The organism is Bacillus cereus group sp. Bc031 (genome assembly GCF_027716265.1).
Lineage (GTDB): Bacteria > Bacillota > Bacilli > Bacillales > Bacillaceae_G > Bacillus_A > Bacillus_A paranthracis.
Map to the genome: position 1 here is coordinate 1 of NZ_JAQFUL010000052.1, position 24760 is coordinate 24760.

The window sequence follows — 24760 nt, forward strand, 5'->3', positions numbered from 1 at the left end:
AAGTACATTACGTGTTTTTTAGTTTGTTTGAACGAAAGTTCATTTTGTTTTCGTTCTTAAGTTGATGGGCATGTACCTTGTCCCCAAAATGAGCAATTGGAAACAGAACATTTTACTTCTGGCATAAAACCCCCTCCTTATACATTAGTTTGGAATTTTACGTCCATTTCATGTGTAGAAGGAGTTTCCTTTTCTCGTTATTTTTTCGTTTGTTCAAACCATTCTTTGAACTTTTCTTTTGATTGTTCGCCGCTAATACGGCTTACTTCTTTACCATCTTTAAAATGAATAATTGTTGGTGTTCCTTGGATATTGTATTTATCCCAAGGCTCGTTTAAATTTTCAATATCAATTACTTTCATATCAACATTTAAATCTTTTGCTAAAGGTACAACAGTAGGAGAGACCTTTTGACAATGAACACAAGAGGTTTGATAAAAGTAAATCGTTTGTTCTTTTTTATCTTCTATATTTTTATTGAGATCCTCAAGAGAAATTTTATTTGAGTAGTAACCTTTTTCATCTGTTGATGCGCTTTTCTTTTCCATTTGTGTTACAGCAAAGATTGCCGCAAATAAGACGATAATAATACCGCCAAATATAAGCATTTTTTTCATTCTTTCATCTCCTTATTTGTTTTTGATGACAATAAAGCTACAAACAGCGATTGTAATAAAGCCGATAAGTGCTAAAAACGGGATTGTCACAAAGCCGAACCAGTTTATGTATTCTCCCGTACATGGTATACGGCCGCAAGCTGCCCCTGCAGCCGAAAATGCTGCGATCTTTTGAATTGCATAGTGATATAAAGAAATACAAGCACCAATACTTGCGATTGGTAAAGAATAATTTGCGATGCGATAGTCTTTTTTTACTACAGCGATACCGAGCCATAAAACGAATGGATACATAAAAATACGTTGATACCAACAAAGGACACAAGGCTCAAATTTCATGATTTCGGAAAAGTATAGACTTCCTAGTGTAGCAATAAAAGAAGCTCCCCACGCGGTAAATAAAGCATATTCTTGCTTTTTTTCTCGTCCCATATTTTATACCTCTCTTATAATAGTTACATACTAAATTATAGTATGAAGTGGTACAGAAAAGAAAGAAAAAATATGTTTATCAATAAAAGTTTTATAAGAGGAAACTTTTATTGATATGAACATTTAAAAAAAGCGCTATTCTCCAGAAGAGAATAGCGCTATAGTTTACATTTGAATTTGCTCTACTTCTTCTATATGTGACTTTTGGGATGCGTGGTCAATATATTGAAATAGGAGCTGCAATTGTTTATCAACTTCTGGCAGTTCTTTACTGTATTGATAAGCGTGTAAAAAATGCTCAATACGCTTAGAAAATAATTGATCGTTCGTTTGAACCATGAGAACGAGTAATTTATCCCAATTACAGCAATACGTGTAATAGAGAGCTTTATCATAGTCGTTATATGTTTGCACTGTGTACCCTCCTTACCGAGAGTTATATATAGTGTGTGATAAGTAAGGAGAAATACACTTGAAAGAATTTGTTAAGAAAAAAAGTGAATGAAAAAAACGAGGTGTTTCCTCGTTTTTTAAGCTTTTGGCATTGGCGTAGGTGTTGGTTTGCCATAGCCTTCTTTGTATTTATTATCGATATCGTTATTTAATCGTATTCCTAAAACAGTACTTTCGGCACGAATTAAAGCATATTGATCGGGATTCGAATTGTTTTTTAAGCGTATTAAAATATATCCACCTAATAATTTCTCACGAATATCATCAATAGAAGGGGAGGTAACAATATCTTCAATAGAGACGATATTACATAAATCAGAGATGTTTTGGATTCGATCCGATTCCTTTTTTAGGGGAGTTAAAATAAATTGTTTAATAATAAGTGCTTCCACGACAGATTTATAATAAAACAAGCATAATGTTTCATTTTCAAGTACGTTATAAGAGACAAAATCGCTAGATTCTGTCATACTTTGTATAAATTCTGGAATAGAACAAAGTGTTTTTGGATTAGTTTTTTTGGATTTCTTAGATGATAAACCGAACATTTTCTCACCCCTAACATATATCATTTCCTTGTGTTAGTTTTTGGGAAAGACGGGAATTTATACTTAAAAATTGAAAGTTCATAAAGAAAAGGAAGAGTATTGAAAAACTCTTCCTTTTTGGCATATTAATTTGTTTTCTTTTCCTTAATAGACTTTACTAATTTAATCATTTCTGCTCGTATATCTTCTTTTTTTACATTTAATTTTTCTGCAATTTGTTTCATATCCATTCCGTCTTTTTTCATTTTTAGCACATCATCAAGGGGAGTATTACTTTTTTGAGAGATGATTGTTAATACCGTGAGCTGACGTAATCCGATATTATATTCTTTCATTTTTTGTTTTAGCCCGTCTGGTGTAGAGTTTTGCATATTTGCTAATTGTTGCAGTAGTGCTTTTTTTGTTTCTTTATTCATATGATGCTTTTTCAACTTACTTGGATCTACCCCGAAATGCTCTGCTGTTTTCTCCCAAGAATTATTTTGCTTATAGTAAGCTAAAACGTCTTTAATTTCTTTTTTACTCATTTTTGCAATGTGGGTAGCTTTCCAAATTTCATGTTTGTTATAGCCGAGTTTTTCGAGCGACTGCATTTCTTCTTCTGAAATTGGTTTATGATGATGCAATGTGACTTCTTTTGGCGTAGCAGCGAAAGTGGGGAAGACGGTTGTACCGAATAATAATGCTGCCATAGTCATACTTACTGCGATTTTTTTGTACATGTAAACTCCTCCTAGATGGATAATGTGAAAAACTGTACACATATCATTTCCATAAAATGTGAAATACTTGTGAACAAATCAAGTTTTTTTATTCACAGTATGAACTGAAGTTTTTGGAAGTTTTCCAACATAAAACATTGATTAATAGTAAAAAACTAAGGTATAATCGAAATTGAAAATCAATATCAACAATAAACGTATACATATAGATAAAAAATAAGGGAGAGAAAAATATGACTACATATACTTCCATCGCAAATGTGATTAAAGAAAGACGTTCTGTTCGTACATTTACAGATAAAGCAGTAGACAAAGAGTTGTTAATTGAACTATTAAACGACGCAACGTGGGCACCGAATCATAAACATCGTGAACCATGGAATTGTAAATTATACATTGGAGAAGGTCGTAAGAAATTGGTAGATGCAGTATTAAACTCTTTCACAGAAGAAGAAAGAGCGAAACGCGGTAAAATTTTATCGGATCGTTTCTTAAGCACGCCAGCACAAATCGTTGTATATATAAATGAAGACCCACGTCAAATTCAACGTGACGAAGATTACGCTGCAACATGTGCATTTATGCAAAACTTCCAACTTCTTGCTTGGGAACGCGGTTTAGGTTGTGTTTGGAAATCAGGTGGATTAAACTACAATCCATTATTTATAGAAGGACTTGGTTTAACTAGAGGTCAACGCATTGTTGGAATTCTTCACCTTGGCTATTTCGATAAAGCACCAGAAGGAAAAGCTCGTACACCGATTACGGAGAAGATGGAGATTATTGAAGGTTAATTTCATATCTGTTTATAAAAGAAGCACATTCCTAAAATTAGGAATATGCTTCTTTTACATTTCATTGGAATATGTATTAATTCGGTAGCAATAGAGAAGCGCGGTTTAATTTTAAATATTGTCCTTCTTGAATCGTTAAATAGCGCTCTTCTTTAAAGTTATCATTGCTAATGATGTTTTTTAAGCCATTTACAGTACTATTTGCATGTAGGGAGTAGTATCCTGTTGCTCCATCATTTGGGACCAACTTATACTCACCAGCCGGAACATCAATTCCTACTCTGTACATGCCTGGAATTAGTTCTTTACCGTCTAATGGGATTTTTTCTACTTTAATTGCAGGTAACATTTTAGCACGCTTTAGCTGTAAATATTGTCCATCTTCTACAGTAAGAAATCTAAACGTTGCAAAATTATCATTCTGTAAAATGTTGTTAGAAGATCCAGTACTATCTTTTAGAACTGCAAAATAAGCGTTTTGCCCTTGTTCGGCTAAAAGAAAGTATTCACCAGCAGGCAAATCTGTACCAACCTTATACATACCAGGTTTAATACTTTCATCTTTTTTCGGTTCGGGCTTTGCTGTATCGGCAGTTGTAGTTGGCTTAGCTTCAGAAGAATTTAGTGTTGTTTCTTCTTGTTTTTCTGGTTCATTTGCTTTTTGTGTTGTTTCTTTTGTGTTTCCTTCACATGCTGTTAAGAGAAGAAGGAAACAAGCAAGACATAAAATATAACATTTCTTCATGTTGTAACTCCTTGGTGTGTAATATTTTGATACCCTAATAGTATAACTTTAGGATATTTAAAATACCAGTGTTCTGTGAATAAATGGTATTTAATGAAGATTAAGTTTATTTATAAAATGAATGAACAATGCTGTTTTATTATGCAATCAATCCTCATGAAAGCTTGTTCTCAATCATACACTTTCTTAAGGGAAAGTGTAAGGAGGGAAAATAATGAGAGCAAGTGACGATAAAGCACTGCAATATGCAATTGCGGAAATTACGGAAATTGCGACTGGATTTGGGCTTGATTTTTATCCGATGCGTTATGAAATATGTCCAGCGGAAATTATTTATACATTTGGTGCATATGGGATGCCGACGCGGTTTTCACATTGGAGTTTTGGGAAACAGTTTTTCAGAATGAAATTACAATATGATTTAGGTCTTAGTAAAATATACGAACTCGTTATTAACTCTGATCCATGTTATGCCTTTTTATTAGATACGAACTCGTTAATTCAAAATAAATTAATCGTAGCGCACGTGTTAGCGCACTGTGACTTCTTTAAAAATAATATTCGTTTTTCAAATACGAAGCGAGATATGGTAGAAAGTATGTCAGCGACAGCTGAACGGGTGAAAGCATATGAGCATAAGTACGGAAAAGAAGAGGTAGAAACATTTTTAGATGCCGTACTTGCCATTCAAGAGCATATTGATCCGTCGCTTATGCGTCCAAAACTTGCGTGGAGTATTGATGATTTAGAAGAGGAAGAAGTAGAAAAGAAAAAGGTATCGCAATACGATGATTTATGGAATTTAGATGATCGCAATAAAAAGAGGGAACGCTCCAATGTTCGTAAAAAGAAGAAAATCCCACCACAACCAGAGAAAGACTTACTCCTCTTTATTGAAGAATATAGCCGTGAGCTAGAAGATTGGCAGCGGGACATATTAACGATGATGCGTGAGGAAATGCTATATTTCTGGCCGCAGCTTGAAACGAAGATCATGAACGAAGGCTGGGCATCCTTCTGGCATCAACGCATACTTCGCGAAATGGATTTAACATCTGATGAAGCAATTGAATTTGCGAAATTAAATGCGGGCGTCGTTCAGCCATCAAAAACAAGCATTAATCCATACTACCTCGGTATTAAAATGTTTGAAGATATAGAGGAGCGCTACAATAACCCTACTGAAGAAATGAAACGACGCGGCGTAAAACCAGGATCTGGTCGAGACAAAATCTTTGAAGTACGCGAAATCGAATGGGATGTATCGTTCCTAAGAAACTATTTAAATAAAGATCTTGTTATGCGAGAAGATATGTACTTATTCCAGCGCCAAGGAAAAGAATATAAAGTAATAGATAAAGAGTGGGAACATGTACGTGATCAACTCGTAAATATGCGAACAAATGGCGGTTTCCCGTACTTAGTAGTAGAAGACGGGGACTACTTAAAGAACGGAGAATTGTATATTAAGCATAGTTACGAAGGAATCGAGCTCGATTTAAAATACTTAGAAAAGGTATTACCATATCTTCATCAGCTGTGGGGAAGAACGGTGCATATGGAGTCGATTGTGGAGAGTAAGGGTGTTGTGTTTTCTTATGATGGGAAGATGGTGCATCGGAAGTATGTGTGAGGGGAAGAACGGACATAGGATGCTATGTTCGTTCTTTTTTTATTTGGAACAAGGTCAAATATGCTATTCTTGAAAAAAGGGAGTTACATAGAGAAATGGAGTGATTCAAATGAGCAAAATAGGGGTATGCAAGGTGGATATTACGCCGCCTGTTGGCATTGATTTTGTTGGATACCATAGAGAGACAGGAATAAATAATGTTGAAGAGCGTATTTATGGGACGGTTTTTGTATTTGAAAAAGATGAAATGAAAACTGTGTTTATAAGTATTGATAATATTGGAATGTTAGTAGAAGATACGAATATGATTCGTGAGCGAGTAGCAAGTAGGCTTCATGTTCCATTTGAGCGAATAACAGTTGTTTATACACATACAGATTCTGGTCCAGAAACTGTTGGTGAGCAACCTTTAGTAAGGTCGTATAAAACGATTTTAGTAAATAATGTGGTGCAAGGTGCTGTTACTGCGAATAACAACTTGAAGCGATGTGAAGTTGGCTGGGGTGTTACGACAGGTGATATTGGGGTCAACCGAAGAGAGAGAACATCTGATGGAAGAGCGAAGATGGGAACAAATATAGAGGGCGTTGTAGATAAAAGAATTGGGATGTTAGCAATAAAAGATGCTGAAACGAAGGCGTTATCTGGGATTATAGTATTTTGTACGGCCCATCCGAATGTTTTAAAAGGTGATAGCGATGCATTATCAGCGGACTATCCGGGGATGACAAGAGAGATTCTTGAGAAGATCGTAAACTGTCCTGTTATTATTGTTCAAGGTGCTGCTGGTAATGTGAATGCGAAGTATCGAGGTTCTAAGGAAGCATTAACACAAATGGCTTATACGCTTAGTGGACATGTATTAACGATGTTACCGACAGTTACATATAGCCCAATTGTAAATGTAAGAACGATTTCGAGTATGGTGCAAATGAAGTTGAAGAATATCCCTGAAATTGATGAAATACGAAGCATGGCTTGGTTAGCTGAGAAGCAGTGGGGTGTGAACACGGATGAATGGCTTACTATCGTTTTAGAGAAATATAAGCAAGGTATTCGGCATTTAACTATTGATTTAGAAGTGCAACTGTTTCAAGTGAATGATGGTATGTTTTCAGGTATACCGATGGAACCTTTTTCGGAAACGGCATTAGAAGTGAAAGAGAATCTTCAAAATGAATTGGCTTTCTTTGGTGGATATATGAACGGATATATTGGTTACTTGCCGACAAAGGAAGAAATTTCATATGGTGGTTATGAAGTGGAATTAAGTCCTGTTGTGTATGGGCCGGTTACAAATTTATTGATGCCGCCGGAGGAAAATACAGCAGATGTAATCGTACAGAAAGTTATAGAACTATACGTAAAAGAACTTGGAGATATCTAAGTTCTTTTTTATTTGTTTGAAATTTGTGAAAGAAAGACATATTGATTGAAATTAACTTTTTTATAATTTATTATATACCCATACAGGTATAAGTTTTGTGTGGGGTTTGAGAAAATTAAATACTATGGAGGTTTAAAATATGTCCAGAAAAATAGTTGTAGTAGGCGGAGTTGCTGGCGGCGCATCAGTAGCTGCAAGGCTTCGTCGTTTAAGTGAGGAAGATGAAATTATTATGGTTGAACGCGGTGAATACATTTCATTCGCAAACTGTGGATTGCCATATTATATTGGCGGTGTCATTACAGAAAGACAAAAATTATTAGTACAAACTGTTGAAAGAATGTCGAAGCGTTTTAATTTAGATATACGTGTATTGAGTGAAGTAGTAAAGATTAATAAAGAAGAGAAAACAATTACGATAAAGAATGTAACGACAAATGAAACATATAGCGAGGAATATGATGTGTTAATTCTTTCACCAGGGGCGAAACCAATTGTTCCATCTATCCCGGGTATTGAAGAAGCGAAGGCGTTGTTTACGTTACGGAATGTACCTGATACAGATCGTATTAAAGCATACGTTGATGAGCAGAAACCACGTCATGCGACGGTGATTGGTGGCGGATTTATTGGAGTGGAAATGGTTGAGAATTTAAGAGAACGTGGGATTGAGGTTACTCTTGTAGAGATGGCAAATCAAGTGATGCCACCAATCGATTATGAAATGGCGGCATATGTGCATGAGCATCTTCAAAAACACGATGTTGAGCTCGTTTTTGAAGATGGTGTAGATGCGTTAGAAGAGAATGGGACTGTTGTACGTTTAAAAAGTGGCTCAATTATAGAGACAGATATGATTATTTTAGCAATTGGTGTACAACCAGAGAGTAGTTTAGCGAAGGATGCAGGATTAGCATTAGGAGTTAGAGGGACGATAAAAGTAAATGAGAAATTTCAAACGTCTGACCCACATATATATGCAATTGGTGATGCGATAGAAGTGAAAGATTTTGTTACAGAAATAGAAACGATGATTCCTTTAGCGTGGCCAGCTAATCGTCAAGGTCGTATGTTAGCAGATATTATTCATGGTCATACAGATTCTGTATATAAAGGTACACTCGGAACTTCTGTAGCTAAAGTTTTTGATTTAACAGTTGCTTCGACTGGAGTAAATGAGAAAATATTAAAACGATTAAATATACCCTATGAGGTAGTGCATGTACAGGCAAATTCGCATGCGGGATACTACCCGAATGCTACGCCAGTGCTAATAAAATTAATTTTTAATAAAGATAGTGGGAAAATTTACGGAGCACAGGCTCTAGGACGTGACGGTGTAGATAAGCGTATGGATGTTATCGCAACGGCAATAAAAGCAAATTTAACTGTACTTGATTTGCCAGATTTAGAATTATCATATGCCCCGCCATATTCTTCTGCAAAAGACCCTGTAAACATGGTAGGGTATGCAGCAAGTAATATAGTAGATGGTTTTGTGGAAACAGTCCAATGGCATGAAATAGATCATATTGTTGAAAATGGTGGATATCTTATTGATGTTCGAGAGCCTAATGAACTAAAACAAGGAATGATTAAAGGCTCTGTTAATATTCCGTTAGATGAATTACGTGATCGTTTGAATGAAGTGCCAGTGGATAAAGATATATATATTACGTGTCAACTCGGTATGAGAGGATATGTTGCAGCGCGCATGTTAATGGAAAAAGGATATAAGGTAAAGAATGTAGATGGTGGTTTTAAATTGTATGGAACAGTATTACCAGAACGTATTGTATATTGATATTTTTTCATCTTCCACTTCAAAATTTGGTGGAAGATGAAAGCCTATAGATGAAGGTTTCGCTTTGTATTTTGTGAATGTATAAGGTAAAAGTTTAAAATAGGGGTTTACAAAATACCCCACAGGGTATAATATATTGTCATAAGCTATAAATGGTGACATAATGGTAATGAGGTGATTATACAATGGAATATAATCAAGACATGAAAAATAGATTAAAACGTATTGAAGGGCAAGTTCGTGGTGTGCTTCGTATGATGGAAGAAGGAAAAGATTGCCGAGAGGTTATTACACAGTTAACGGCATCTCGTTCTGCACTTGATCGTACAATTGGACTTGTTGTTGGAACGAATTTAGAGCAATGCTTGCGTGAACAGTTTGAAAGTGGTAATGGTTCAAATGAAGAGTTAATTAAAGAAGCTGTTCAATTACTTGTAAAAAGCCGATAATCTGTCAAACGTAAGTGTTGACAGATTTTCAAAAACATTTTAATATACCCCTACAGGTATATGTATATAAGTTATGGAGGAATCACTATGAGTATAAAAGTGGATATGAGTTTAGATTGTAAAGGGTTAGCTTGTCCGATGCCGATTGTGAAAACGAAGAAGGCGATAGAAGGATTGGCATCAGGACAAGTGATTGAAATTAAGGCAACAGATAAAGGATCTACAGTAGATATACAAAGCTGGGCAAATAAAGTAGGGCATCAATATATCGGGACGAAACAAGAGGACGATGTTTTGATGCATTACATTAGGAAAGCACATGAGCATGAATTGAACGAAGTAGCAAAGTATCCTCATACAATTACGAATACGGAGTTGGAAGAGATATTATTAAGCGATGAAGAGTGTATTGTATTAGATGTTCGAGAAGCAGCGGAATTCGCTTTTGGTCATATTCCATCGGCCATTTCGGTGCCGTTAGGAGAGTTAGACAGTGCAGTTTTAGATCAGACGAAACAAATTTATGTTGTTTGCCGAACTGGTAACCGTAGTGATGTAGCTTGCCATATGTTGAAAGAGAAAGGTTATGAAAATGTGAAAAATGTCATTCCAGGTATGTTAGAGTGGCAAGGGAATATAAAGAATTAAATTTTTTTAAATGTAAATATACCATAGGGGGTAAAAAGATGAGTGTTAAATCATTACAAGCAAAAGATGTTGCAGAGAAAGTTTTATTCGGAGAGTTGTTTATTTTAGATGTTCGTAATGAGACGGATTATGAAGATTGGAAAATTGAAGGGAAACAAATCTCATCTATAAATAAACCGTATTTTGATTTGTTAGATGGTGTAGATCATATTGTAAGTGAATTACCTAAAGATAAAGATGTTTTAGTAGTATGCGCAAAAGAAGGGTCTTCTATATTTGTGGCAGAGCAATTAACAGAGGCTGGATTAGAAAATATTTATTATTTAGCTGGTGGTATGAAGGCATGGAGTGAATATGTAAAGCCTGTAAAAGTTGGAGATTTAAAAAATGGCGGAAGTATGTATCAGTTTAACCGTCTTGGAAAAGGCTGTTTATCTTATATGGTCGTTTCAAACGGTGAAGCAGCAGTTATTGATGCAGTAAGAACAGTTGAAGCGTATGAAGAATTTGCGAAAGAGCATGCTGTTACGATTACGAATGTAATGGATACACATTTACATGCAGACCATATTTCTGGAGGACGTAAGTTAGCGGAAAAAGTAGGTGGTACGTATTGGTTACCGCCAAAAGATGCGGAGGAAGTTGTTTTCTCATACGAACCGCTTGTTGAAGGATCTGTTATTACGGTGGGAGGTACTAAAATTGAAATTGACGCATTATACTCACCAGGGCATACGATTGGAAGTACGTCATTTATTGTAGATGATTCCTATTTATTATCAGGCGATATTTTATTTGTAGATTCAATCGGGCGTCCAGATCTTGCTGGGAAAGCTGAAGATTGGGTAAGTGATTTACGTAATACTTTGTATAGCCGATATAAAGAACTATCTCAAAGTTTAATTGTGTTACCGGCTCATTATTCAAAAATAAGTGAAATGGACGAAAGTGGTATTGTTAGTGCAAAATTAAAAGATTTATTTGAGCATAATGCAGGTTTAAATATTGAGGATGAGGGAGAGTTCCGTAAAGTTGTAACAGAGAATTTACCACCTCAACCGAATGCATATCAAGAAATTCGTCAAACAAATATGGGACAATTAAATCCAAATGAAGACGAAGAGCGTGAAATGGAGATTGGTCCAAACCGTTGTGCTGTTCATAATTAATTCGGTTTCAAATGAAATAAACACAGGAGGTATATGAAATGAATGCCAAGCAAGTATTAGATGTAAAAGGATTAGCGTGTCCAATGCCAATTGTAAAAACAAAGAAGGCAATGGAAGCATTACAATCAGGAGAAGTGTTAGAAGTACACGTAACAGATAAAGGTGCGATTAAAGATATTCCAGCATGGTCACAAACAGGCGGTCATGAAGTGTTAAAACACACGGAAGAAGATGGTGAATTAAAGTTCTGGATCAAGAAAGCATAGCATTTCAATAATAGGCGGAGGAGCAAATCATCTGCTTATTATTGAAAGTAAAGAGGATAATCATATATGTTCTATATAGTTATACCCCTAATAGTATTGGTGCTGGGAAGTTTAGTAAAACGTTACATTCCCGTTTTAAATGTTGCATATATTTCGTTAGAACAAGTAAGGAAAATTGAAAGTGTTATTGTAGATGTACGAAATTATACAGAGAGCGACAGTGATAACAATTCTAGAATTATGTGTATACCATATGCGTATTTAAAACGGTATTATCATGAAATACCAAATAAGCCTTTGCATCTTATTGTTCATAATAAAGTGGATCGGAATTTAAGTATACGCTTTTTAAGAAAGAAGGGGTTCCATATTCAAAGCTATAGTATGTATTTGGATAGGAAAAAAGTATAGAAGGAGTTTGAATAGCTTTATGGATGTGAAGACAATATTGAATATAATCTTAATTGTACTTGTATCGTGGTTTATTATTTCTCGATTCTTACCAGCTAGAGGAGTAAAAAACATTTCAGGAAAAGAATTAAAACGTATGATGGGACAAAATAATAAACAATTTATTGATGTGCGAACAGCTGGTGAGTATAGAGGGAACAATATTAAAGGGTTTCGGAATATCCCATTAAATGAACTAGCTAATAAGGCGCAACAATTAGATAAACAGAAAGAAGTTATTGTTCTTTGTCAAAGTGGAATGAGAAGTAAGCAGGCTGCAAAAGTATTAAAAAAATTAGGATTTCAGCACGTTATCAATGTTTCAGGCGGTATGAATGGTTTGTGAGGAGGAAATGTAAAATGAAAGAAATGACAGCAAAAGAATTAGAAGAAAAATTGGTACGTAAAGAAGCAGTAAATATCGTAGATGTACGTGAAGTAGAAGAAGTAGCTGAAGGGAAAATTCCAGAAGCGTGTAACATTCCACTAGGATTATTGGAGTTTCGTATGCATGAGTTGGATAAAAAGAAAGAGTATATTATCGTTTGTCGTTCTGGCGGAAGAAGTGCACGAGCTGTTCAATTTTTAGAGAGCTACGGTTTTCAAGCAATCAATATGGTAGGTGGTATGTTAGCGTGGGAAGGTAAAGTAGAATAGGGCAAAACAATTTTTTATAAAAATAAAAATACCCCTATAGGTAATTGGAGGGAAAACAACATGGAACAACAGAAGAAAACAACAATCGTTTTATTTAGCGGAGATTATGATAAAGCGATGGCTGCTTATATTATTGCAAATGGTGCAGCGGCGTATGATCAAGAGGTAACTATTTTTCATACTTTCTGGGGATTAAATGCTTTAAGGAAAGATGAACATGTAGAGGTAAAGAAAACTTTCATAGAAAAAATGTTTGGAAAGATGATGCCACGCGGCGCTGATAAGATGGGATTATCTAAAATGAATTTTGCTGGTATGGGACCAAAGATGATTAAAGGTATTATGAAAAAACATAATGCGATGCCGTTACCAGATTTAATTGATTTGGCGAAAGAACAGGGGATTAAACTTGTAGCTTGTCAAATGACAGTAGATTTATTAGGGTTAAAAGAGGAAGAGATTATGGAAGGGGTAGAGTTTGCAGGAGTAGGAGCTTATTTAGCAGATGCTTCGGATGGGAATGTAAACTTATTCATTTAAATCACCTTCTTTTTAGAAGGCGGGGGATATAAGGTGAGTTTAGTCGTATTACTTTTTATAATTGGGTTTATAGGATCGTTTATATCAGGAATGGTTGGAATTGGCGGTGCGATTATTAATTATCCGATGATCTTATACATTCCGGTATTGCTAGGATTTACTGGCTATACTGCACATGAAGTGAGTGGTATTACAGCGGTGCAAGTATTCTTTGCAACTTTTGCAGGGGCATGGGCTTATCGGAAAAGTAATGATATGGATAAAACGCTCGTTGTGTATATGGGAGCTAGTATATTAATAGGAAGTTTCATAGGTAGTTTTGGTGCTAATGCATTGGAGGAACATACGGTCAATGTTGTTTATGCAGCGTTAGCAACAATTGCTGCTATTATGATGTTCGTACCGAAACGAAATAATGGTGATGAAGTGAAATATAATAAATGGTTAGCAAGCTTGTTGGCCTTTATTGTAGGCGGAGCATCAGGCATTATAGGTGCTGGAGGCTCGTTCCTTTTAGTTCCGATTATGCTAGTTATTTTAAAATTGCCGATACGTACAACGATAGCAACATCTATCGCTATTACGTTTATTTCTTCAGTAGGGATTACAACTGGAAAAGTAATAACTGGACAAGTAGTTGTAATTCCAGCTCTTATTATTGCGATTGCAAGTATCTTTGCAGCGCCGCTTGGAGCGCGAGTAGGGAAAAAGATCAATCAAAAAGCACTGCAATATATGTTATCGATTTTGATTGTAGGTACAGCTATTAAGATGTGGATTGATATGATATTGAAATAAAAGGATGGCGCTGCTTGCAGCCCATCCTTTTATTTATGCCCAAATCACTTTCATTAAGTTTTTATATTCGTCATTTGCTAATTTATATAGCATTCTCGTATGTTCAAAGACAAGTGCTGGATTAAAGTTTGGCTCTGAGAATGCAAGAGATGTTGAAATATCAATTGCATTTTGCTTGTTTAATGTGAATTTTGCAAATCGATAAGATGTATTTAATTCATTAATGGTATGTAAAACATCATTTGTTGCTGCTTCATTAGGTACGTGAGCAACATTGAAGCAGTATATATCTACAGTAGGATGTTCGTTTTGGAAAGCAGCGATAAGTTGAATTTTTGCGCCAGCTTCTGTCTCTAATCCTACTGAAAAATGAACAGAACCATCATTTTCATCTATATTTTCTTCCATGTATATATCGTTTGACTTTAAGTAGTCTTTAAAATCTGAGATGTTATGTTTTACTGCAGCTTTCATATGTATGAGCCCCCTGATAATTGGAATAGATTGCTACTATTTATTATAATTTAAAAATATTAAAAAAGATAGTTAGAAAGTTCTGATTTTTAATTGTGACGGAATAAAAAGAAGCAGTACTCTACCTCCATAGAGAACTGCTTCTTTATTATTCATTGTCGTTAGACGATGTTTCTGTATCTTCATTGCTATTTTTATTTTTCATTTCATTGTTACTTGATTCGCGTTCACTTGTATTTTCAGACTTAGATTCTTTTGTTTTCTCTGTACTTGTTTTTTTCGAATCAGAGCCTGTTTTTGTATATGCAGGTAATCCAAGATGAGTACGAAGATCGTTTGTAACCTTTGCTAATTCTTTTTTATCTGGATTGTAGTAATACGTTCGGCCGCCACCAGCGGATTTGCTACATGTATCGTCCCCTTTTTCCATATAGCAGTCGTCACCTTGAATTTGTAATTTCTCGATTTCTGAATCCGATCCGTACTTATAGAATGAAAGCATATCATCAAATGTTAAGTTTGTAACGAATTGTCCGTTAATATCATCAATGATGTTGCCAACTTTTGTTACAGAACCAACACTTGTTAGTTTCTTTAAAATAGCCTCGATAACGAGTTGTTGACGTTGTCCACGCATTGCATCACTATCGATGTGTCTTGTCCTAGCAAGAGCAAGAGCTTCTTCGCCATTTAACTTTTGAACACCTTTTTCTAGGTGAATTGCCTCTGCATTATCATTGCTATCTTGCTCAGTAAATTCAACTGGTACATCAACTTCAATACCGCCCAAGTCATCGACGATTTTTATAAATGATTTAAAGTTAAATTTCACAAAATAATCGACAGGAACATTCATTAATTTTTCAACTGCATCAATGCTTGCTTGTGGTCCACCATTTTTTCCATTTTTAGCAGAACCGAATGCATGAGCGTGTGTAATTTTATCTTTTTTCTTTTCTATTGGAATATAAGTATATGTGTCACGTGGGATACTTAATAGTTTTACAGTTTTGCTGTCTTTATTAAACGTTGCAAGCAACAGCGCATCTGTTCTAATAGCTTCACCATATTCTTTTCCTCGGACATCGCTTTCATCAACACCCATTACTAAGACAGAGACATTGTTTGTAATAGGTTTTACAGCTCTATCACGTAAATCAGATTTATCACCGCGCGCTAAATCATGTGCGGCATTTCGAACAGCAGAAGATGCTTTATTTACTAAAAACCAAGTATAACCGCCGCCTATTAATAAAACGAATAGTATAGCGCTTATAATAACTTTTATTTTTTTCTTATTTTTTTTCGGGTTACTGCGTGTATTTTCTTGCAAAGATGGGTTTTGCTCCATTTCCTGTACTCCTTCATTTGGATTGAAATACGACACTCATATCCACTTATTATAATGAAATTTAGCGAAAAAAAACATTACAAATCATTTACATTTCGTAAAAATTCAATTTATTTATAAAAAGTCAGATATTCTATATTTTATTTTTCAGATGTAGAATAAGTATAAGGTTTTTTAGTAGAAATGAAAATATGTATTGTGAGAAAGTAATAGAGAAGTAAGATTTGTTGAAATATAGCCAAGAAGAAATGAATAGGTCTACTTGTTTCTTCTATATAATAAAGAAGAATTTGACGGATAAAGGAGAGAACATAATGAATCATACATCATTCCGAGCAATCGTTGTGAACGAAACAGAAAATAAGCAGTTTGTAAGAAACGTTGTCGAGAGAGAAGTAAGTAGTTTACCTGAAGGGGACGTATTCATACAGGTTCATTATTCTTCACTAAATTATAAAGACGCTCTTTCAGCCACTGGTAATAAAGGTGTTACGAGAACATATCCTCATACGCCAGGAATTGATGCAGCAGGAGTGGTTGTGAGTAGTAAAGATGCTACCATTAAGGCGGGAGATCAAGTCATTGTAACGGGATATGATTTAGGGATGAATACTTCTGGTGGTTTCGGAGAATATATTCGCGTGCCAGCATCTTGGATTGTCCCTTTACCAGAGGGAATGTCATTAAAGGAAAGTATGATGTACGGGACAGCCGGTTTTACCGCCGCTTTATCAGTATATAAACTTATTAGAGCAGGAGTAATGCCTAGTATGGGAGATGTACTAGTAACGGGTGCTACAGGTGGCGTAGGAAGTGTAGCTGTTAGTATTTTAAGTAAGTTAGGGTTTAGCGTAGTAGGAGCGACAGGAAAAATGGAAGAGGAAGAGATGCTACTACGTCTAGGAGCGAAAAAGGTGATTCATCGCGCAGAATTGAATGATGAATCAGGAAGACCAATGCTTAAAGGAATATACGCCGGAGTTATCGATACTGTAGGTGGGCATATGTTAGAAACAGTTTTAAAAACGGTAAAGTATGGCGGGTGCATAACGACATGCGGTAATGTGGCAGGCCATGAATTACAAACAACGGTATATCCGTTTATTTTGCGAGGCATAAGCCTGTTAGGAGTAGATTCTGTACAGTGCCCAGTAGATGTGAGAAGAGATGTATGGACGCTCCTAGCAAATGAATGGGAAAACAAAGAGTTACTATCTTATACAGAAGAATGTACATTAGAAGAATTAGATGAGAAGTTTACACTTATATTGCAAGGAAAGTTAAAAGGTAGAACGGTTGTAAATATGAAATGAAAAAAGAGACGCTCATGTTAGCGTCTCTTTCCTATTATAATGATTGTTTTAAATGGACTTTACCTTGTTCACCTAAAACACCATCAGCGATATTTACAGCGTGATCGCCAATGCGCTCTAAGTTACTTACCATATCAACGAAGATGATACTTGCATCACCTGAACAGCTACGTTCGTTCAGACGTAATACGTGACGTTTACGAAGAACACGTTCCATTTGGTCGATTTTACGTTCTTTTGCAATAACTGTTTGAGCTAGTTCAGTATCGAAGTTTGTTAAAGCTTCAACTGCGTCTTGTAATGTTGAAATCGTTAACTCAAGCATTTCATTTAATTCAGCTAGTGCTTCGTTTGATAGGGAAACACGGTTTGAAATTTGGAAATCAACAAGTTCTACAAGGTTTTCTACATGATCACCGACACGTTCAATATCGCCAACGACACCTGCTAAAACGGAATGTTTTTCAGAATCTGTAGGTGAAAGCGGCTTTTCTGATAGTAAAACTAAATACTCGGTAATTTTTTTATCTAAGTTGTTAATAGCTCCTTCTAATTGAGTAGCCATGTCAGCGTGTTTTTTATCTTGTGTGTTTAAAAATTGGTTTGCTTCTTTTAATCCATGTAATGAAAACTCAGCCATACGAATAATCTCTTTTTGTGCTTCAGTTAAAGCAATAGCTGGAGATTGTTCAATAAAGATTGGATTTAAATGTTGCGGTTTGAAATCAATAGCAGCATCTTCCCCGCGAATAATTTTCGTTACAATCCATGCTAATACAGCGATGAATGGGAACTGAATAATTGTATTCGTTACGTTAAATGTTCCGTGTGCAAATGCAATTGTCATCTCTGGATTTAAGTTTAATGACGTTTGGAAGTATTGAATTAAATTTGTAAAAGGTATTAATAAAATTGTAAAGATGATTGTACCGACAATATTAAAGATAACGTGAACTAATGCTGCGCGTCTTGCAGCAATTGAAGTACCGATTGCTGCTAATACAGCTGTAATTGTTGTACCGATGTTATCACCAAACAATACAGGAAGGGCAGCTTGTAAATCGATTGCACCTTGACCGAATAGTTCTTGTAAAATACCGATTGTTGCACTTGAACTTTGTACAATTAAAGTGAAGACTGTACCAACAACAATACCTAAAATTGGATTATCACTCATGCTAACCGTTAATTCTTGGAATGATTCTAAAGAGCGAAGAGGCTTCATACCTGTGCTCATTAGTTCTAAACCGAAGAATAACATACCAAAACCGAATATAACTTGACCTAAAGAATGTACTTTTTTATTTTTAAAGAAGAATAGTAAGATAGCTCCAACTGCCATAATTGGAAGAGCATATTCTCCGATTTTAATTCCAATAATAAATGCAGTAACTGTCGTACCGATGTTCGCACCCATAATAACACCGATTGCTTGTCTTAATGTCATAAACCCAGCACTTACAAGTCCGACTGTTAAAGCGGTTGTTCCTGAACTTGATTGGATTAATACGGTAACTAACATACCTGCTAGTACACCCATCAGTGGGTTTGTTGTAAAGCGATCTAGAATATCACGAAGACGATCTCCAGCAGCTTGTTACAGTCCATCGCCCATGTATTTAATTCCGAATAAGAAAATACCTAATCCACCAATGAACTGGAAGATCATATCTTGAACATTGTATTCCACGCATTCCACTCCTTAAATTTCATGTACGATGTAATTATTAACTAAACCGTGAGCCACTGTAAACGATTTATCAGTAAAATTTACACTAAATTTACAAAGGGATAAAAAGTTTACAATTCTTTAAAGAAACAGCTGTATTTTATTGGTTTTTATCTTTTGTAAATCGTATTTTTGTAAAGAAATCACACTCTTTAGAATAGTGTTTTTCATTTGTATATGAAGGAAAGCGTCTGTGAGTTCATCGTATATTTTTTGATGAAAGGTAAAAAAATATGTAGGAAAATGCATGTAGTTTTATAAACTCAAAAATACGTAAAAAAGCCACTGGAATTATCCAGCAGCTTTTTCCTTTTTATATATAAATTGCGAGAGGAAGAGCTATGACAAAGGTGCATCAGCGATTAGTTTCTATTTTAGAGGAGTTTTTAGAAGAGAAATCGATGTTAAATCGAGCTTTTTTAGCGAGCCGTTTACATGTATCAACGAAGACGATTCAAAAAGATATAAAATTATTAAATGATATATTGGAAGAAAATGGAGTGAAAATTGAATCGCAAAGAGGGACTGGATACGAACTAGAAATTATACAAGCGAAGAAGTTTGAAGAGTTTTGCGTGAGTCTATTTCAAAAACAGACGGAAAAGATCCCAACTTCTTACGAAGAAAGGATAGCTTACATTCTACAACGTATTTTAACGACAGATGGGTATGTGAAGCTTTCACAGTTAGCAGAGGAGATTTATGTAAGTAAATCGACTGTAAATTTAATTATGAAAGATGTGACAGATATATGTGGTCGCTATCAATTACAAATTGAAAAGAGACCGTATTATGGTATACGTATTGTCGGAGAGGAGTTTCATATTCGTTCTTGTTTATCACAATATGGTTTACCGCGTTATGACCATACTCCGTTTCATGAGCAATTTGAGCAGAATGATACATACTTATCGCTACCTCATATACCGCTTATCCGTTCGATTATATTAAAGTATATCGAAGGAGGAACGATATACTTATCAGATATAGAAATTGATAATTTAGTCATTCATATTGCAATTGCATTAAAGCGTTGTGAAGATCAACATTATATGAAAGGACTACATGTAGAGCAAGCTGAACTTATAATAAAGAAAGAATACACAATTGCGAAACAGATTGTAGGGGATTTAGAGAAAGAGTTGCATCTTTCATTTCCAGAAGAAGAAGTTTTATATGTGACGATGCATTTATTAAGTACTGCTGTTACAGCGAAAGATCGTTATGAAAATGTGGAAGAACTATTAGGAAAAGATCTATATGCATTCATGCAACATATTCTTTTTAAAGTAGCGGAAGAACGGAATCTTATTTTTTATTATGATGAAGAATTATTATTTGGGTTTGGTGTTCATTTAAAAACGTTATTAAATCGTTTGAAGTATAAGTTAAATACGAGAAATCCTCTTTTGGCAGAAGTGAAAAAGAATTATCCGTATGCTTTTGAAATTGCGGTTCTCGTTGGAGATATAATTGGTGAATATACGGGAGAATCGATTCCGGAAAGTGAAATTGGTTATATTGCGATTCACTTCGGCGGAGCGATGAGCCGTTTACAGGAACAGAATCAAAAGAAAAGATGTTTATTAGTTTGTGCAACTGGTCAAGGAAGTGCCCAACTATTGAAATATAAAATTCTATCACAGTTCCGAGATAAATTAGAGATTGTGGGAATTACCGGTTATTATCAATTGAAAGTAGAAGACCTTTATAAAGATAAAATAGATTGTATTATTAGTACGATTCATATACCAAGTGGTTTACCTGTGCCTGTTATAAAAGTAAACTCAATATTTGATGATAAAGAGATTAAGTCAATTGGTCAGCAGTTATTTACGCATGTGAATACTAGTGTACAGCAATATATGAAGGAAGATTTAATCTTTTTAAATCACAATGCTTCTACGAAGGAAGAGGTTATCCAATTTTTATGTGAGAAAGCTGCTGAGAAAAACTATGTACCAGAACACTTTTATGACTCTGTTATGGAAAGAGAGAATACATCCCCTACAGCGGTTGGGAATTTAGTTGCGATTCCACATCCGATGCAGTTATTAAGTGAGAAAACATTTTTGATGTTTTGTACACTTAATAAAGCGGTTGACTGGGGAGATAAGAAAGTACAAGTTATTATTTTATTTAGTGTAAAGCGCAATAATAATGAAGATTTACAAAAGCTTTATGATTTTTTATATGATATTATGTCTAATCAAAATACGATAGAGAAATTAGCTCAGGCTGAAGTGGTTGAAGATTTTCAAGAGATATTATTATCGTTATAAGAGAAGTATATAAAAACTTCCGTTACACAACGGAAGTTTTTTATGTTTAATTGTATGCGTTTTCATAATAAGATAACAATATAGAAAAAAGATGGCTTGGGGGAATTTAAAATGACTGATATGCAAACTCCATTTGCGTTAATTTTACATGGTGGCAACGCGAGAAGCGCGTCACTTGAAGCAATTGCTTTTGCAAGACAAGGAGATTTTGAGAATGCGAGTGAAAAGATGAAACTTGCTAGGGAAGAAATTTCAGCAGCTCATCGTATTCAAACAGACTTAATTCAAGAAGAAGCAGGAGGAAATCATGCAGAAATCAGTTTACTGTTAGTGCATGCACAAGATCATTTAATGAATGCAATTACAGTGAAAGAACTTGCTGAAGAATTTATCACTCTTCATAAACGAATAGAAGAGAAAGTGACAGTATAAGATGTACATTTTATTATGTTGTGCAGCAGGCATGTCAACGAGTATGGTTGTAAGAAAAATGCAAGAAGAGGCAATGAAACAAGGGAAGGATTATAAAATTAAAGCAGTTGATTCAGAACTTGTGAAACTGGAAATAAAAAATGCTGATGTTGTTTTAATTGGTCCGCAAGTGAAATATTTATTTCCAGCCGTAGAGTTTCTTGCAAATTCATACAATATACCAGTTGCGATTATAGACCAACGAGATTATGGCATGTGTGATGGTTTGAAAGTATTGAAACAAGCAGAACAATTAGTTTTAGCATAATTATATTTTTTTAAATATAAACATTATAATGTTATAACTTTATTTCATTCTTTCATAGAAAAGAGAAAGAGGAGGGGTTTTGATGAATGGTTTTATGAGTTTTATGGAACAAAAGATTATGCCAACAACACAAAAGATTGCCGGACAGCGACATTTATTAGCAATTCGAAACGGGGTTATTTCTACATTACCGTTAACGATTGTCGGATCATTTTTCGTTATCTTTTTAAACTTACCAATTGATGCATATATGGAATGGATTGCACCGTTTCGCCATATTTTAGATATTCCATTCCGGTTTACGGTAGGTTTAATGGCGTTATACGCAGCATTTGGGGTAGGCGCTTCGCTCGCGAATTTTTATCAGCTCAATCAGTTAAGTGCAGGGTTATTATCTGTACTCGCCTTTTTACTAGCATCGGTTGAACCCATTCAAATTACGAAAGCCGTACCAGGTGTTATTGATGCAGGTAGATATATTTCAGTAGGAACATTAAGTGCAACATCTTTATTCGGCGCAATTGTTACAGCTTTAATTGCAGTAGAAATTTATCACTTTATGATTAAGCATAATATCTCAATTAAATTACCAGATAGTGTACCACCAGCAGTTTCAAATTCGTTTGCAGCATTAATTCCAACGTTAGCAGTTATTCTTTTATTCTGGGGCATTCGCTACGGTTTGAAATTTGATGTAAATACAACAATCACATATTTAATCGCACCACTAAAATCAGTATTAGTAGGAAATAATTTATTCGGCGGTTTATTAACAGTATTCTTAATCGTATTCTTCTGGTCATTCGGTATACATGGCCCTGCGATTTTAGGACCGATCATTCGTCCAATGTGGGATTCTGCAATTCTTGAAAATATGGAAGTATTCACAGCTACAGGAAATGCACATCAATTACCCAACTTATTTACAGAGCAATTTATTCAATGGTTCGTATGGATTGGTGGATCAGGCTCAACGTTAGCTTTAGTAATTATGTTTATGTTCTCTAAATCTAAGTTCTTAAAAGAGTTAGGTAGATTATCATTTGTGCCAGGCTTATTCAATATTAACGAACCAATTATTTTCGGGGCACCAATTGTAATGAACCCAATCTTAATTATTCCGTTCGTTATTACACCGTTAGTGACAACGACAGTATCATATTTCGCAGTTGTTTCAGGTATGATTCCGATGATGATGGCGAAATTGCCATTTACGATGTTAGCACCAATTGCAGCGATTATTAGTACGGACTGGACAATTATGGCTGGTGTACTTGTACTTGTTAACTTTGTTATCTCATTCGTTATTTACTATCCGTTCTTCAAAATGTATGAGAAACAACAATTAGCAGGAGAGGAGAAAGAAAAATGCTCGGAGCAATTATCATCTTAATTACATTTGTAGCGGGGCAGTGTATTGCACATTATTCAAAATGGGTACAAAGCAAATCTTTATTAGTTTTACTACTAGTATCAATTGTATTTATCGGTAGTTCAATGGGTGCCTATGTAATGCTAAGCTTACAATCACCGTACGTAATTATTGTACCAACGATTTTATGTGCAACATGTTTATCTGCAAAATATAGATTTACGAGCATGGCATTAATACAACGTGTGAAGGAGATGCAAAAGCATGGAGCGTAAATTAGGAATTTCACTTTATCCAGAACATTCAACGAAAGAAAAAGATATGGCATACATTTCGGCAGCGGCACGCCACGGTTTTTCAAGAATATTCACATGCCTATTGTCTGTGAATCGCCCGAAAGAAGAAATTGTAGCTGAATTTAAAGAAATTATTCATCATGCGAAAGATAATAATATGGAAGTTATTTTAGATGTAGCTCCGGCTGTCTTTGATCAGCTTGGTATTAGTTATAGCGATCTATCATTTTTCGCAGAGTTAGGTGCAGACGGTATTCGATTAGATTTAGGGTTTGACGGATTAACTGAAGCGAAAATGACGAATAACCCGTACGGCTTAAAAATTGAGCTAAACGTAAGTAACGATATTGCGTACTTAGAAAATATTCTTTCGCATCAGGCAAATAAGTCAGCTTTAATTGGTTGTCATAACTTCTATCCGCAAAAATTTACTGGACTTCCATACGAATATTTCATTCGCTGTAGTGAACGCTTTAAAAAACATGGTATTCGCACGGCAGCGTTTATTACGTCACATGCAGCTAACATCGGCCCATGGGATATTAACGACGGATTATGTACATTAGAAGAGCATCGTAACTTACCGATTGAAGTACAAGCGAAACATTTATGGGCGACAGGGCTTATTGATGACGTTATTATCGGAAATGCTTATGCGAGTGAAGAAGAGTTAGAGAAACTAGGAAACTTAAATCGTTACATGTTACAGCTAAAAGTAAACTTTGTAGACGAGGCGACTGAAGTAGAGAAGAGAGCTACGCTGCAAGAATTACACGTAAGACGCGGTGACATAACAGAATATATGGTACGTTCTACAGAAGTGCGTAAAAAGTACAAAGACTATGACTTCCCAGTGCGCGAAAGTGTACGACAGGAAAGAGGGCAAGTTGTAATTGGAAACAATTCATTTGGTAAGTATAAAGGCGAACTACAAATCATTCTAAAAGAAATGCCGATAGATGAACGGAAAAATATTGTCGGTACAATTACAGAAGAAGAGTTATTCTTACTAGATTATGTAGGAGCTTGGACGCAGTTTACTTGTGTGGAATAGGGGAGTGAAAAAAGAGGATGCTGTGGCATCCTCTTTTT

Annotated in this window: 27 protein-coding genes and 2 pseudogenes; 20 read left to right on the forward strand and 9 right to left on the reverse strand. The window is 35.2% G+C overall.

Annotated elements, in window-relative coordinates:
- Window positions 1-197 precede the first annotated feature (197 nt).
- The 5 genes and pseudogenes from PDQ33_RS18740 to PDQ33_RS18760 all read right to left on the reverse strand — a co-directional run bounded on the left by PDQ33_RS18740 (window position 198) and on the right by PDQ33_RS18760 (window position 2772).
- Entirely contained in the window at window positions 198-617 is a 420-nt protein-coding gene (locus PDQ33_RS18740) for a thioredoxin family protein (RefSeq protein ID WP_000738463.1), read from the reverse strand.
- Between the two features lie 12 nt (window positions 618-629).
- Window positions 630-1049 carry a disulfide formation protein C gene (locus PDQ33_RS18745; protein ID WP_270756429.1) on the reverse strand — a complete coding sequence of 140 codons (420 nt, stop codon included), beginning with the start codon at window positions 1047-1049 and terminating at the stop codon, window positions 630-632.
- A gap of 165 nt (window positions 1050-1214) precedes the next feature.
- A complete protein-coding gene (locus PDQ33_RS18750) occupies window positions 1215-1463 on the reverse strand; it encodes a YhdB family protein (protein ID WP_001195458.1) in 249 nt (82 codons plus the stop codon).
- A 164-nt stretch (window positions 1464-1627) separates the two neighbouring features.
- Window positions 1628-2050, reverse strand: a pseudogene (locus tag PDQ33_RS18755) (spore germination protein); the annotation flags it as partial.
- A 125-nt stretch (window positions 2051-2175) separates the two neighbouring features.
- Window positions 2176-2772, reverse strand: coding sequence for a hypothetical protein (locus PDQ33_RS18760; protein ID WP_142243832.1), 597 nt, complete (start codon window positions 2770-2772; stop codon window positions 2176-2178).
- A gap of 233 nt (window positions 2773-3005) precedes the next feature.
- Here PDQ33_RS18760 and PDQ33_RS18765 point away from each other — a divergent pair, with 233 nt between their 5' ends.
- Window positions 3006-3566 (forward strand): nitroreductase family protein, encoded by a 561-nt coding sequence (locus PDQ33_RS18765; RefSeq protein WP_000214808.1) that lies wholly within the window; start codon window positions 3006-3008, stop codon window positions 3564-3566.
- A gap of 76 nt (window positions 3567-3642) precedes the next feature.
- On the opposite strand, the gene PDQ33_RS18770 is transcribed toward PDQ33_RS18765, so the two are convergent.
- Window positions 3643-4311 carry a hypothetical protein gene (locus PDQ33_RS18770; protein WP_061131352.1) on the reverse strand — a complete coding sequence of 223 codons (669 nt, stop codon included), beginning with the start codon at window positions 4309-4311 and terminating at the stop codon, window positions 3643-3645.
- Window positions 4312-4525: 214 nt separating this feature from the next.
- Between PDQ33_RS18770 and spoVR the strand changes: the two genes are divergently transcribed.
- The 12 genes from spoVR (at window position 4526) to PDQ33_RS18825 (ending at window position 14112) form a co-directional block, all read left to right on the forward strand.
- Window positions 4526-5944 (forward strand): stage V sporulation protein SpoVR, encoded by a 1419-nt coding sequence (gene spoVR, locus PDQ33_RS18775; protein ID WP_001202713.1) that lies wholly within the window; start codon window positions 4526-4528, stop codon window positions 5942-5944.
- 109 nt (window positions 5945-6053) lie between these two features.
- A complete protein-coding gene (locus tag PDQ33_RS18780; RefSeq protein WP_270756430.1) occupies window positions 6054-7331 on the forward strand; it encodes a neutral/alkaline non-lysosomal ceramidase N-terminal domain-containing protein in 1278 nt (425 codons plus the stop codon).
- 139 nt (window positions 7332-7470) lie between these two features.
- Window positions 7471-9135, forward strand: coding sequence for a CoA-disulfide reductase (gene cdr, locus PDQ33_RS18785; protein ID WP_061185563.1), 1665 nt, complete (start codon window positions 7471-7473; stop codon window positions 9133-9135).
- 185 nt (window positions 9136-9320) lie between these two features.
- On the forward strand, window positions 9321-9584 hold the full coding sequence (locus PDQ33_RS18790) for a metal-sensitive transcriptional regulator (RefSeq protein WP_000456206.1): 264 nt from the start codon (window positions 9321-9323) through the stop codon (window positions 9582-9584).
- A gap of 87 nt (window positions 9585-9671) precedes the next feature.
- A complete protein-coding gene (locus tag PDQ33_RS18795; RefSeq protein WP_270756432.1) occupies window positions 9672-10232 on the forward strand; it encodes a sulfurtransferase TusA family protein in 561 nt (186 codons plus the stop codon).
- A gap of 38 nt (window positions 10233-10270) precedes the next feature.
- Complete coding sequence (locus PDQ33_RS18800) at window positions 10271-11401, forward strand: MBL fold metallo-hydrolase (protein WP_000114199.1); 1131 nt, start codon at window positions 10271-10273, stop codon at window positions 11399-11401.
- Window positions 11402-11439: 38 nt separating this feature from the next.
- Window positions 11440-11667 carry a sulfurtransferase TusA family protein gene (locus tag PDQ33_RS18805; RefSeq protein ID WP_000992269.1) on the forward strand — a complete coding sequence of 76 codons (228 nt, stop codon included), beginning with the start codon at window positions 11440-11442 and terminating at the stop codon, window positions 11665-11667.
- A gap of 66 nt (window positions 11668-11733) precedes the next feature.
- Window positions 11734-12078: a hypothetical protein gene (locus PDQ33_RS29085; protein WP_000499413.1), complete on the forward strand. Its 345-nt coding sequence runs from the start codon at window positions 11734-11736 to the stop codon at window positions 12076-12078.
- Between the two features lie 19 nt (window positions 12079-12097).
- Entirely contained in the window at window positions 12098-12463 is a 366-nt protein-coding gene (locus tag PDQ33_RS18810; RefSeq protein ID WP_000382692.1) for a rhodanese-like domain-containing protein, read from the forward strand.
- Between the two features lie 14 nt (window positions 12464-12477).
- Window positions 12478-12774, forward strand: coding sequence for a rhodanese-like domain-containing protein (locus PDQ33_RS18815; RefSeq protein WP_000661803.1), 297 nt, complete (start codon window positions 12478-12480; stop codon window positions 12772-12774).
- A gap of 60 nt (window positions 12775-12834) precedes the next feature.
- Window positions 12835-13314 (forward strand): DsrE/DsrF/DrsH-like family protein, encoded by a 480-nt coding sequence (locus PDQ33_RS18820; protein WP_000437719.1) that lies wholly within the window; start codon window positions 12835-12837, stop codon window positions 13312-13314.
- Between the two features lie 33 nt (window positions 13315-13347).
- On the forward strand, window positions 13348-14112 hold the full coding sequence (locus PDQ33_RS18825) for a sulfite exporter TauE/SafE family protein (protein ID WP_000060727.1): 765 nt from the start codon (window positions 13348-13350) through the stop codon (window positions 14110-14112).
- 33 nt (window positions 14113-14145) lie between these two features.
- Here the strand turns inward: PDQ33_RS18825 and PDQ33_RS18830 are convergent, their stop codons facing one another.
- Both PDQ33_RS18830 and PDQ33_RS18835 read right to left on the reverse strand, forming a co-directional pair.
- On the reverse strand, window positions 14146-14586 hold the full coding sequence (locus PDQ33_RS18830; protein WP_000642365.1) for a YbjN domain-containing protein: 441 nt from the start codon (window positions 14584-14586) through the stop codon (window positions 14146-14148).
- A 148-nt stretch (window positions 14587-14734) separates the two neighbouring features.
- Window positions 14735-15937 (reverse strand): LCP family protein, encoded by a 1203-nt coding sequence (locus PDQ33_RS18835; RefSeq protein ID WP_061131356.1) that lies wholly within the window; start codon window positions 15935-15937, stop codon window positions 14735-14737.
- Window positions 15938-16251: 314 nt separating this feature from the next.
- On the opposite strand from PDQ33_RS18835, the gene PDQ33_RS18840 reads away from it, so the two are divergent.
- Window positions 16252-17250 carry a YhdH/YhfP family quinone oxidoreductase gene (locus tag PDQ33_RS18840; protein ID WP_048558026.1) on the forward strand — a complete coding sequence of 333 codons (999 nt, stop codon included), beginning with the start codon at window positions 16252-16254 and terminating at the stop codon, window positions 17248-17250.
- Window positions 17251-17284: 34 nt separating this feature from the next.
- Here the strand turns inward: PDQ33_RS18840 and PDQ33_RS18845 are convergent.
- Window positions 17285-18940: pseudogene (locus PDQ33_RS18845) on the reverse strand (Na/Pi cotransporter family protein).
- Between the two features lie 380 nt (window positions 18941-19320).
- Between PDQ33_RS18845 and PDQ33_RS18850 the strand changes: the two are divergent.
- From PDQ33_RS18850 to PDQ33_RS18875, 6 genes are all read left to right on the forward strand, one after another.
- Window positions 19321-21261 (forward strand): BglG family transcription antiterminator, encoded by a 1941-nt coding sequence (locus PDQ33_RS18850; protein WP_270756433.1) that lies wholly within the window; start codon window positions 19321-19323, stop codon window positions 21259-21261.
- Between the two features lie 111 nt (window positions 21262-21372).
- The gene (locus PDQ33_RS18855) at window positions 21373-21693 is read left to right on the forward strand and encodes a PTS lactose/cellobiose transporter subunit IIA (RefSeq protein WP_000131334.1); all 321 of its coding nucleotides are present in this window, start codon (window positions 21373-21375) and stop codon (window positions 21691-21693) included.
- Between the two features lies 1 nt (window position 21694).
- Window positions 21695-22000 (forward strand): PTS sugar transporter subunit IIB, encoded by a 306-nt coding sequence (locus PDQ33_RS18860; protein ID WP_000275647.1) that lies wholly within the window; start codon window positions 21695-21697, stop codon window positions 21998-22000.
- Window positions 22001-22082: 82 nt separating this feature from the next.
- On the forward strand, window positions 22083-23393 hold the full coding sequence (locus tag PDQ33_RS18865; protein ID WP_074608976.1) for a PTS sugar transporter subunit IIC: 1311 nt from the start codon (window positions 22083-22085) through the stop codon (window positions 23391-23393).
- Window positions 23369-23647, forward strand: coding sequence for a hypothetical protein (locus PDQ33_RS18870; RefSeq protein ID WP_000900037.1), 279 nt, complete (start codon window positions 23369-23371; stop codon window positions 23645-23647). The genes PDQ33_RS18865 and PDQ33_RS18870 overlap by 25 nt, the downstream gene beginning before the upstream one ends.
- On the forward strand, window positions 23637-24722 hold the full coding sequence (locus PDQ33_RS18875; protein ID WP_000440039.1) for a DUF871 domain-containing protein: 1086 nt from the start codon (window positions 23637-23639) through the stop codon (window positions 24720-24722). The genes PDQ33_RS18870 and PDQ33_RS18875 overlap by 11 nt, the downstream gene beginning before the upstream one ends.
- Window positions 24723-24760: the final 38 nt, after the last annotated feature.

What these genes read in the sequence shown, in the direction of transcription:
- PDQ33_RS18810 (WP_000382692.1), top strand. Translation starts at nt 12,098, where the DNA reads ATGGATGTGAAGACAATATTGAATATAATCTTAATTGTACTTGTATCG.
- PDQ33_RS18870 (WP_000900037.1), top strand. Translation starts at nt 23,369, where the DNA reads ATGCTCGGAGCAATTATCATCTTAATTACATTTGTAGCGGGGCAGTGT.
- PDQ33_RS18800 (WP_000114199.1), top strand. Translation starts at nt 10,271, where the DNA reads ATGAGTGTTAAATCATTACAAGCAAAAGATGTTGCAGAGAAAGTTTTA.
- PDQ33_RS18875 (WP_000440039.1), top strand. Translation starts at nt 23,637, where the DNA reads ATGGAGCGTAAATTAGGAATTTCACTTTATCCAGAACATTCAACGAAA.
- PDQ33_RS18765 (WP_000214808.1), top strand. Translation starts at nt 3,006, where the DNA reads ATGACTACATATACTTCCATCGCAAATGTGATTAAAGAAAGACGTTCT.
- PDQ33_RS29085 (WP_000499413.1), top strand. Translation starts at nt 11,734, where the DNA reads ATGTTCTATATAGTTATACCCCTAATAGTATTGGTGCTGGGAAGTTTA.
- PDQ33_RS18865 (WP_074608976.1), top strand. Translation starts at nt 22,083, where the DNA reads ATGAATGGTTTTATGAGTTTTATGGAACAAAAGATTATGCCAACAACA.
- PDQ33_RS18805 (WP_000992269.1), top strand. Translation starts at nt 11,440, where the DNA reads ATGAATGCCAAGCAAGTATTAGATGTAAAAGGATTAGCGTGTCCAATG.
- PDQ33_RS18760 (WP_142243832.1), bottom strand. Translation starts at nt 2,772, where the DNA reads ATGTACAAAAAAATCGCAGTAAGTATGACTATGGCAGCATTATTATTC.
- PDQ33_RS18780 (WP_270756430.1), top strand. Translation starts at nt 6,054, where the DNA reads ATGAGCAAAATAGGGGTATGCAAGGTGGATATTACGCCGCCTGTTGGC.
- PDQ33_RS18815 (WP_000661803.1), top strand. Translation starts at nt 12,478, where the DNA reads ATGAAAGAAATGACAGCAAAAGAATTAGAAGAAAAATTGGTACGTAAA.
- spoVR (WP_001202713.1), top strand. Translation starts at nt 4,526, where the DNA reads ATGAGAGCAAGTGACGATAAAGCACTGCAATATGCAATTGCGGAAATT.
- PDQ33_RS18835 (WP_061131356.1), bottom strand. Translation starts at nt 15,937, where the DNA reads ATGGAGCAAAACCCATCTTTGCAAGAAAATACACGCAGTAACCCGAAA.
- PDQ33_RS18855 (WP_000131334.1), top strand. Translation starts at nt 21,373, where the DNA reads ATGACTGATATGCAAACTCCATTTGCGTTAATTTTACATGGTGGCAAC.
- PDQ33_RS18860 (WP_000275647.1), top strand. Translation starts at nt 21,695, where the DNA reads ATGTACATTTTATTATGTTGTGCAGCAGGCATGTCAACGAGTATGGTT.
- PDQ33_RS18830 (WP_000642365.1), bottom strand. Translation starts at nt 14,586, where the DNA reads ATGAAAGCTGCAGTAAAACATAACATCTCAGATTTTAAAGACTACTTA.
- PDQ33_RS18795 (WP_270756432.1), top strand. Translation starts at nt 9,672, where the DNA reads ATGAGTATAAAAGTGGATATGAGTTTAGATTGTAAAGGGTTAGCTTGT.
- PDQ33_RS18740 (WP_000738463.1), bottom strand. Translation starts at nt 617, where the DNA reads ATGAAAAAAATGCTTATATTTGGCGGTATTATTATCGTCTTATTTGCG.
- PDQ33_RS18745 (WP_270756429.1), bottom strand. Translation starts at nt 1,049, where the DNA reads ATGGGACGAGAAAAAAAGCAAGAATATGCTTTATTTACCGCGTGGGGA.
- PDQ33_RS18790 (WP_000456206.1), top strand. Translation starts at nt 9,321, where the DNA reads ATGGAATATAATCAAGACATGAAAAATAGATTAAAACGTATTGAAGGG.
- PDQ33_RS18820 (WP_000437719.1), top strand. Translation starts at nt 12,835, where the DNA reads ATGGAACAACAGAAGAAAACAACAATCGTTTTATTTAGCGGAGATTAT.
- PDQ33_RS18850 (WP_270756433.1), top strand. Translation starts at nt 19,321, where the DNA reads ATGACAAAGGTGCATCAGCGATTAGTTTCTATTTTAGAGGAGTTTTTA.
- PDQ33_RS18770 (WP_061131352.1), bottom strand. Translation starts at nt 4,311, where the DNA reads ATGAAGAAATGTTATATTTTATGTCTTGCTTGTTTCCTTCTTCTCTTA.
- cdr (WP_061185563.1), top strand. Translation starts at nt 7,471, where the DNA reads ATGTCCAGAAAAATAGTTGTAGTAGGCGGAGTTGCTGGCGGCGCATCA.
- PDQ33_RS18840 (WP_048558026.1), top strand. Translation starts at nt 16,252, where the DNA reads ATGAATCATACATCATTCCGAGCAATCGTTGTGAACGAAACAGAAAAT.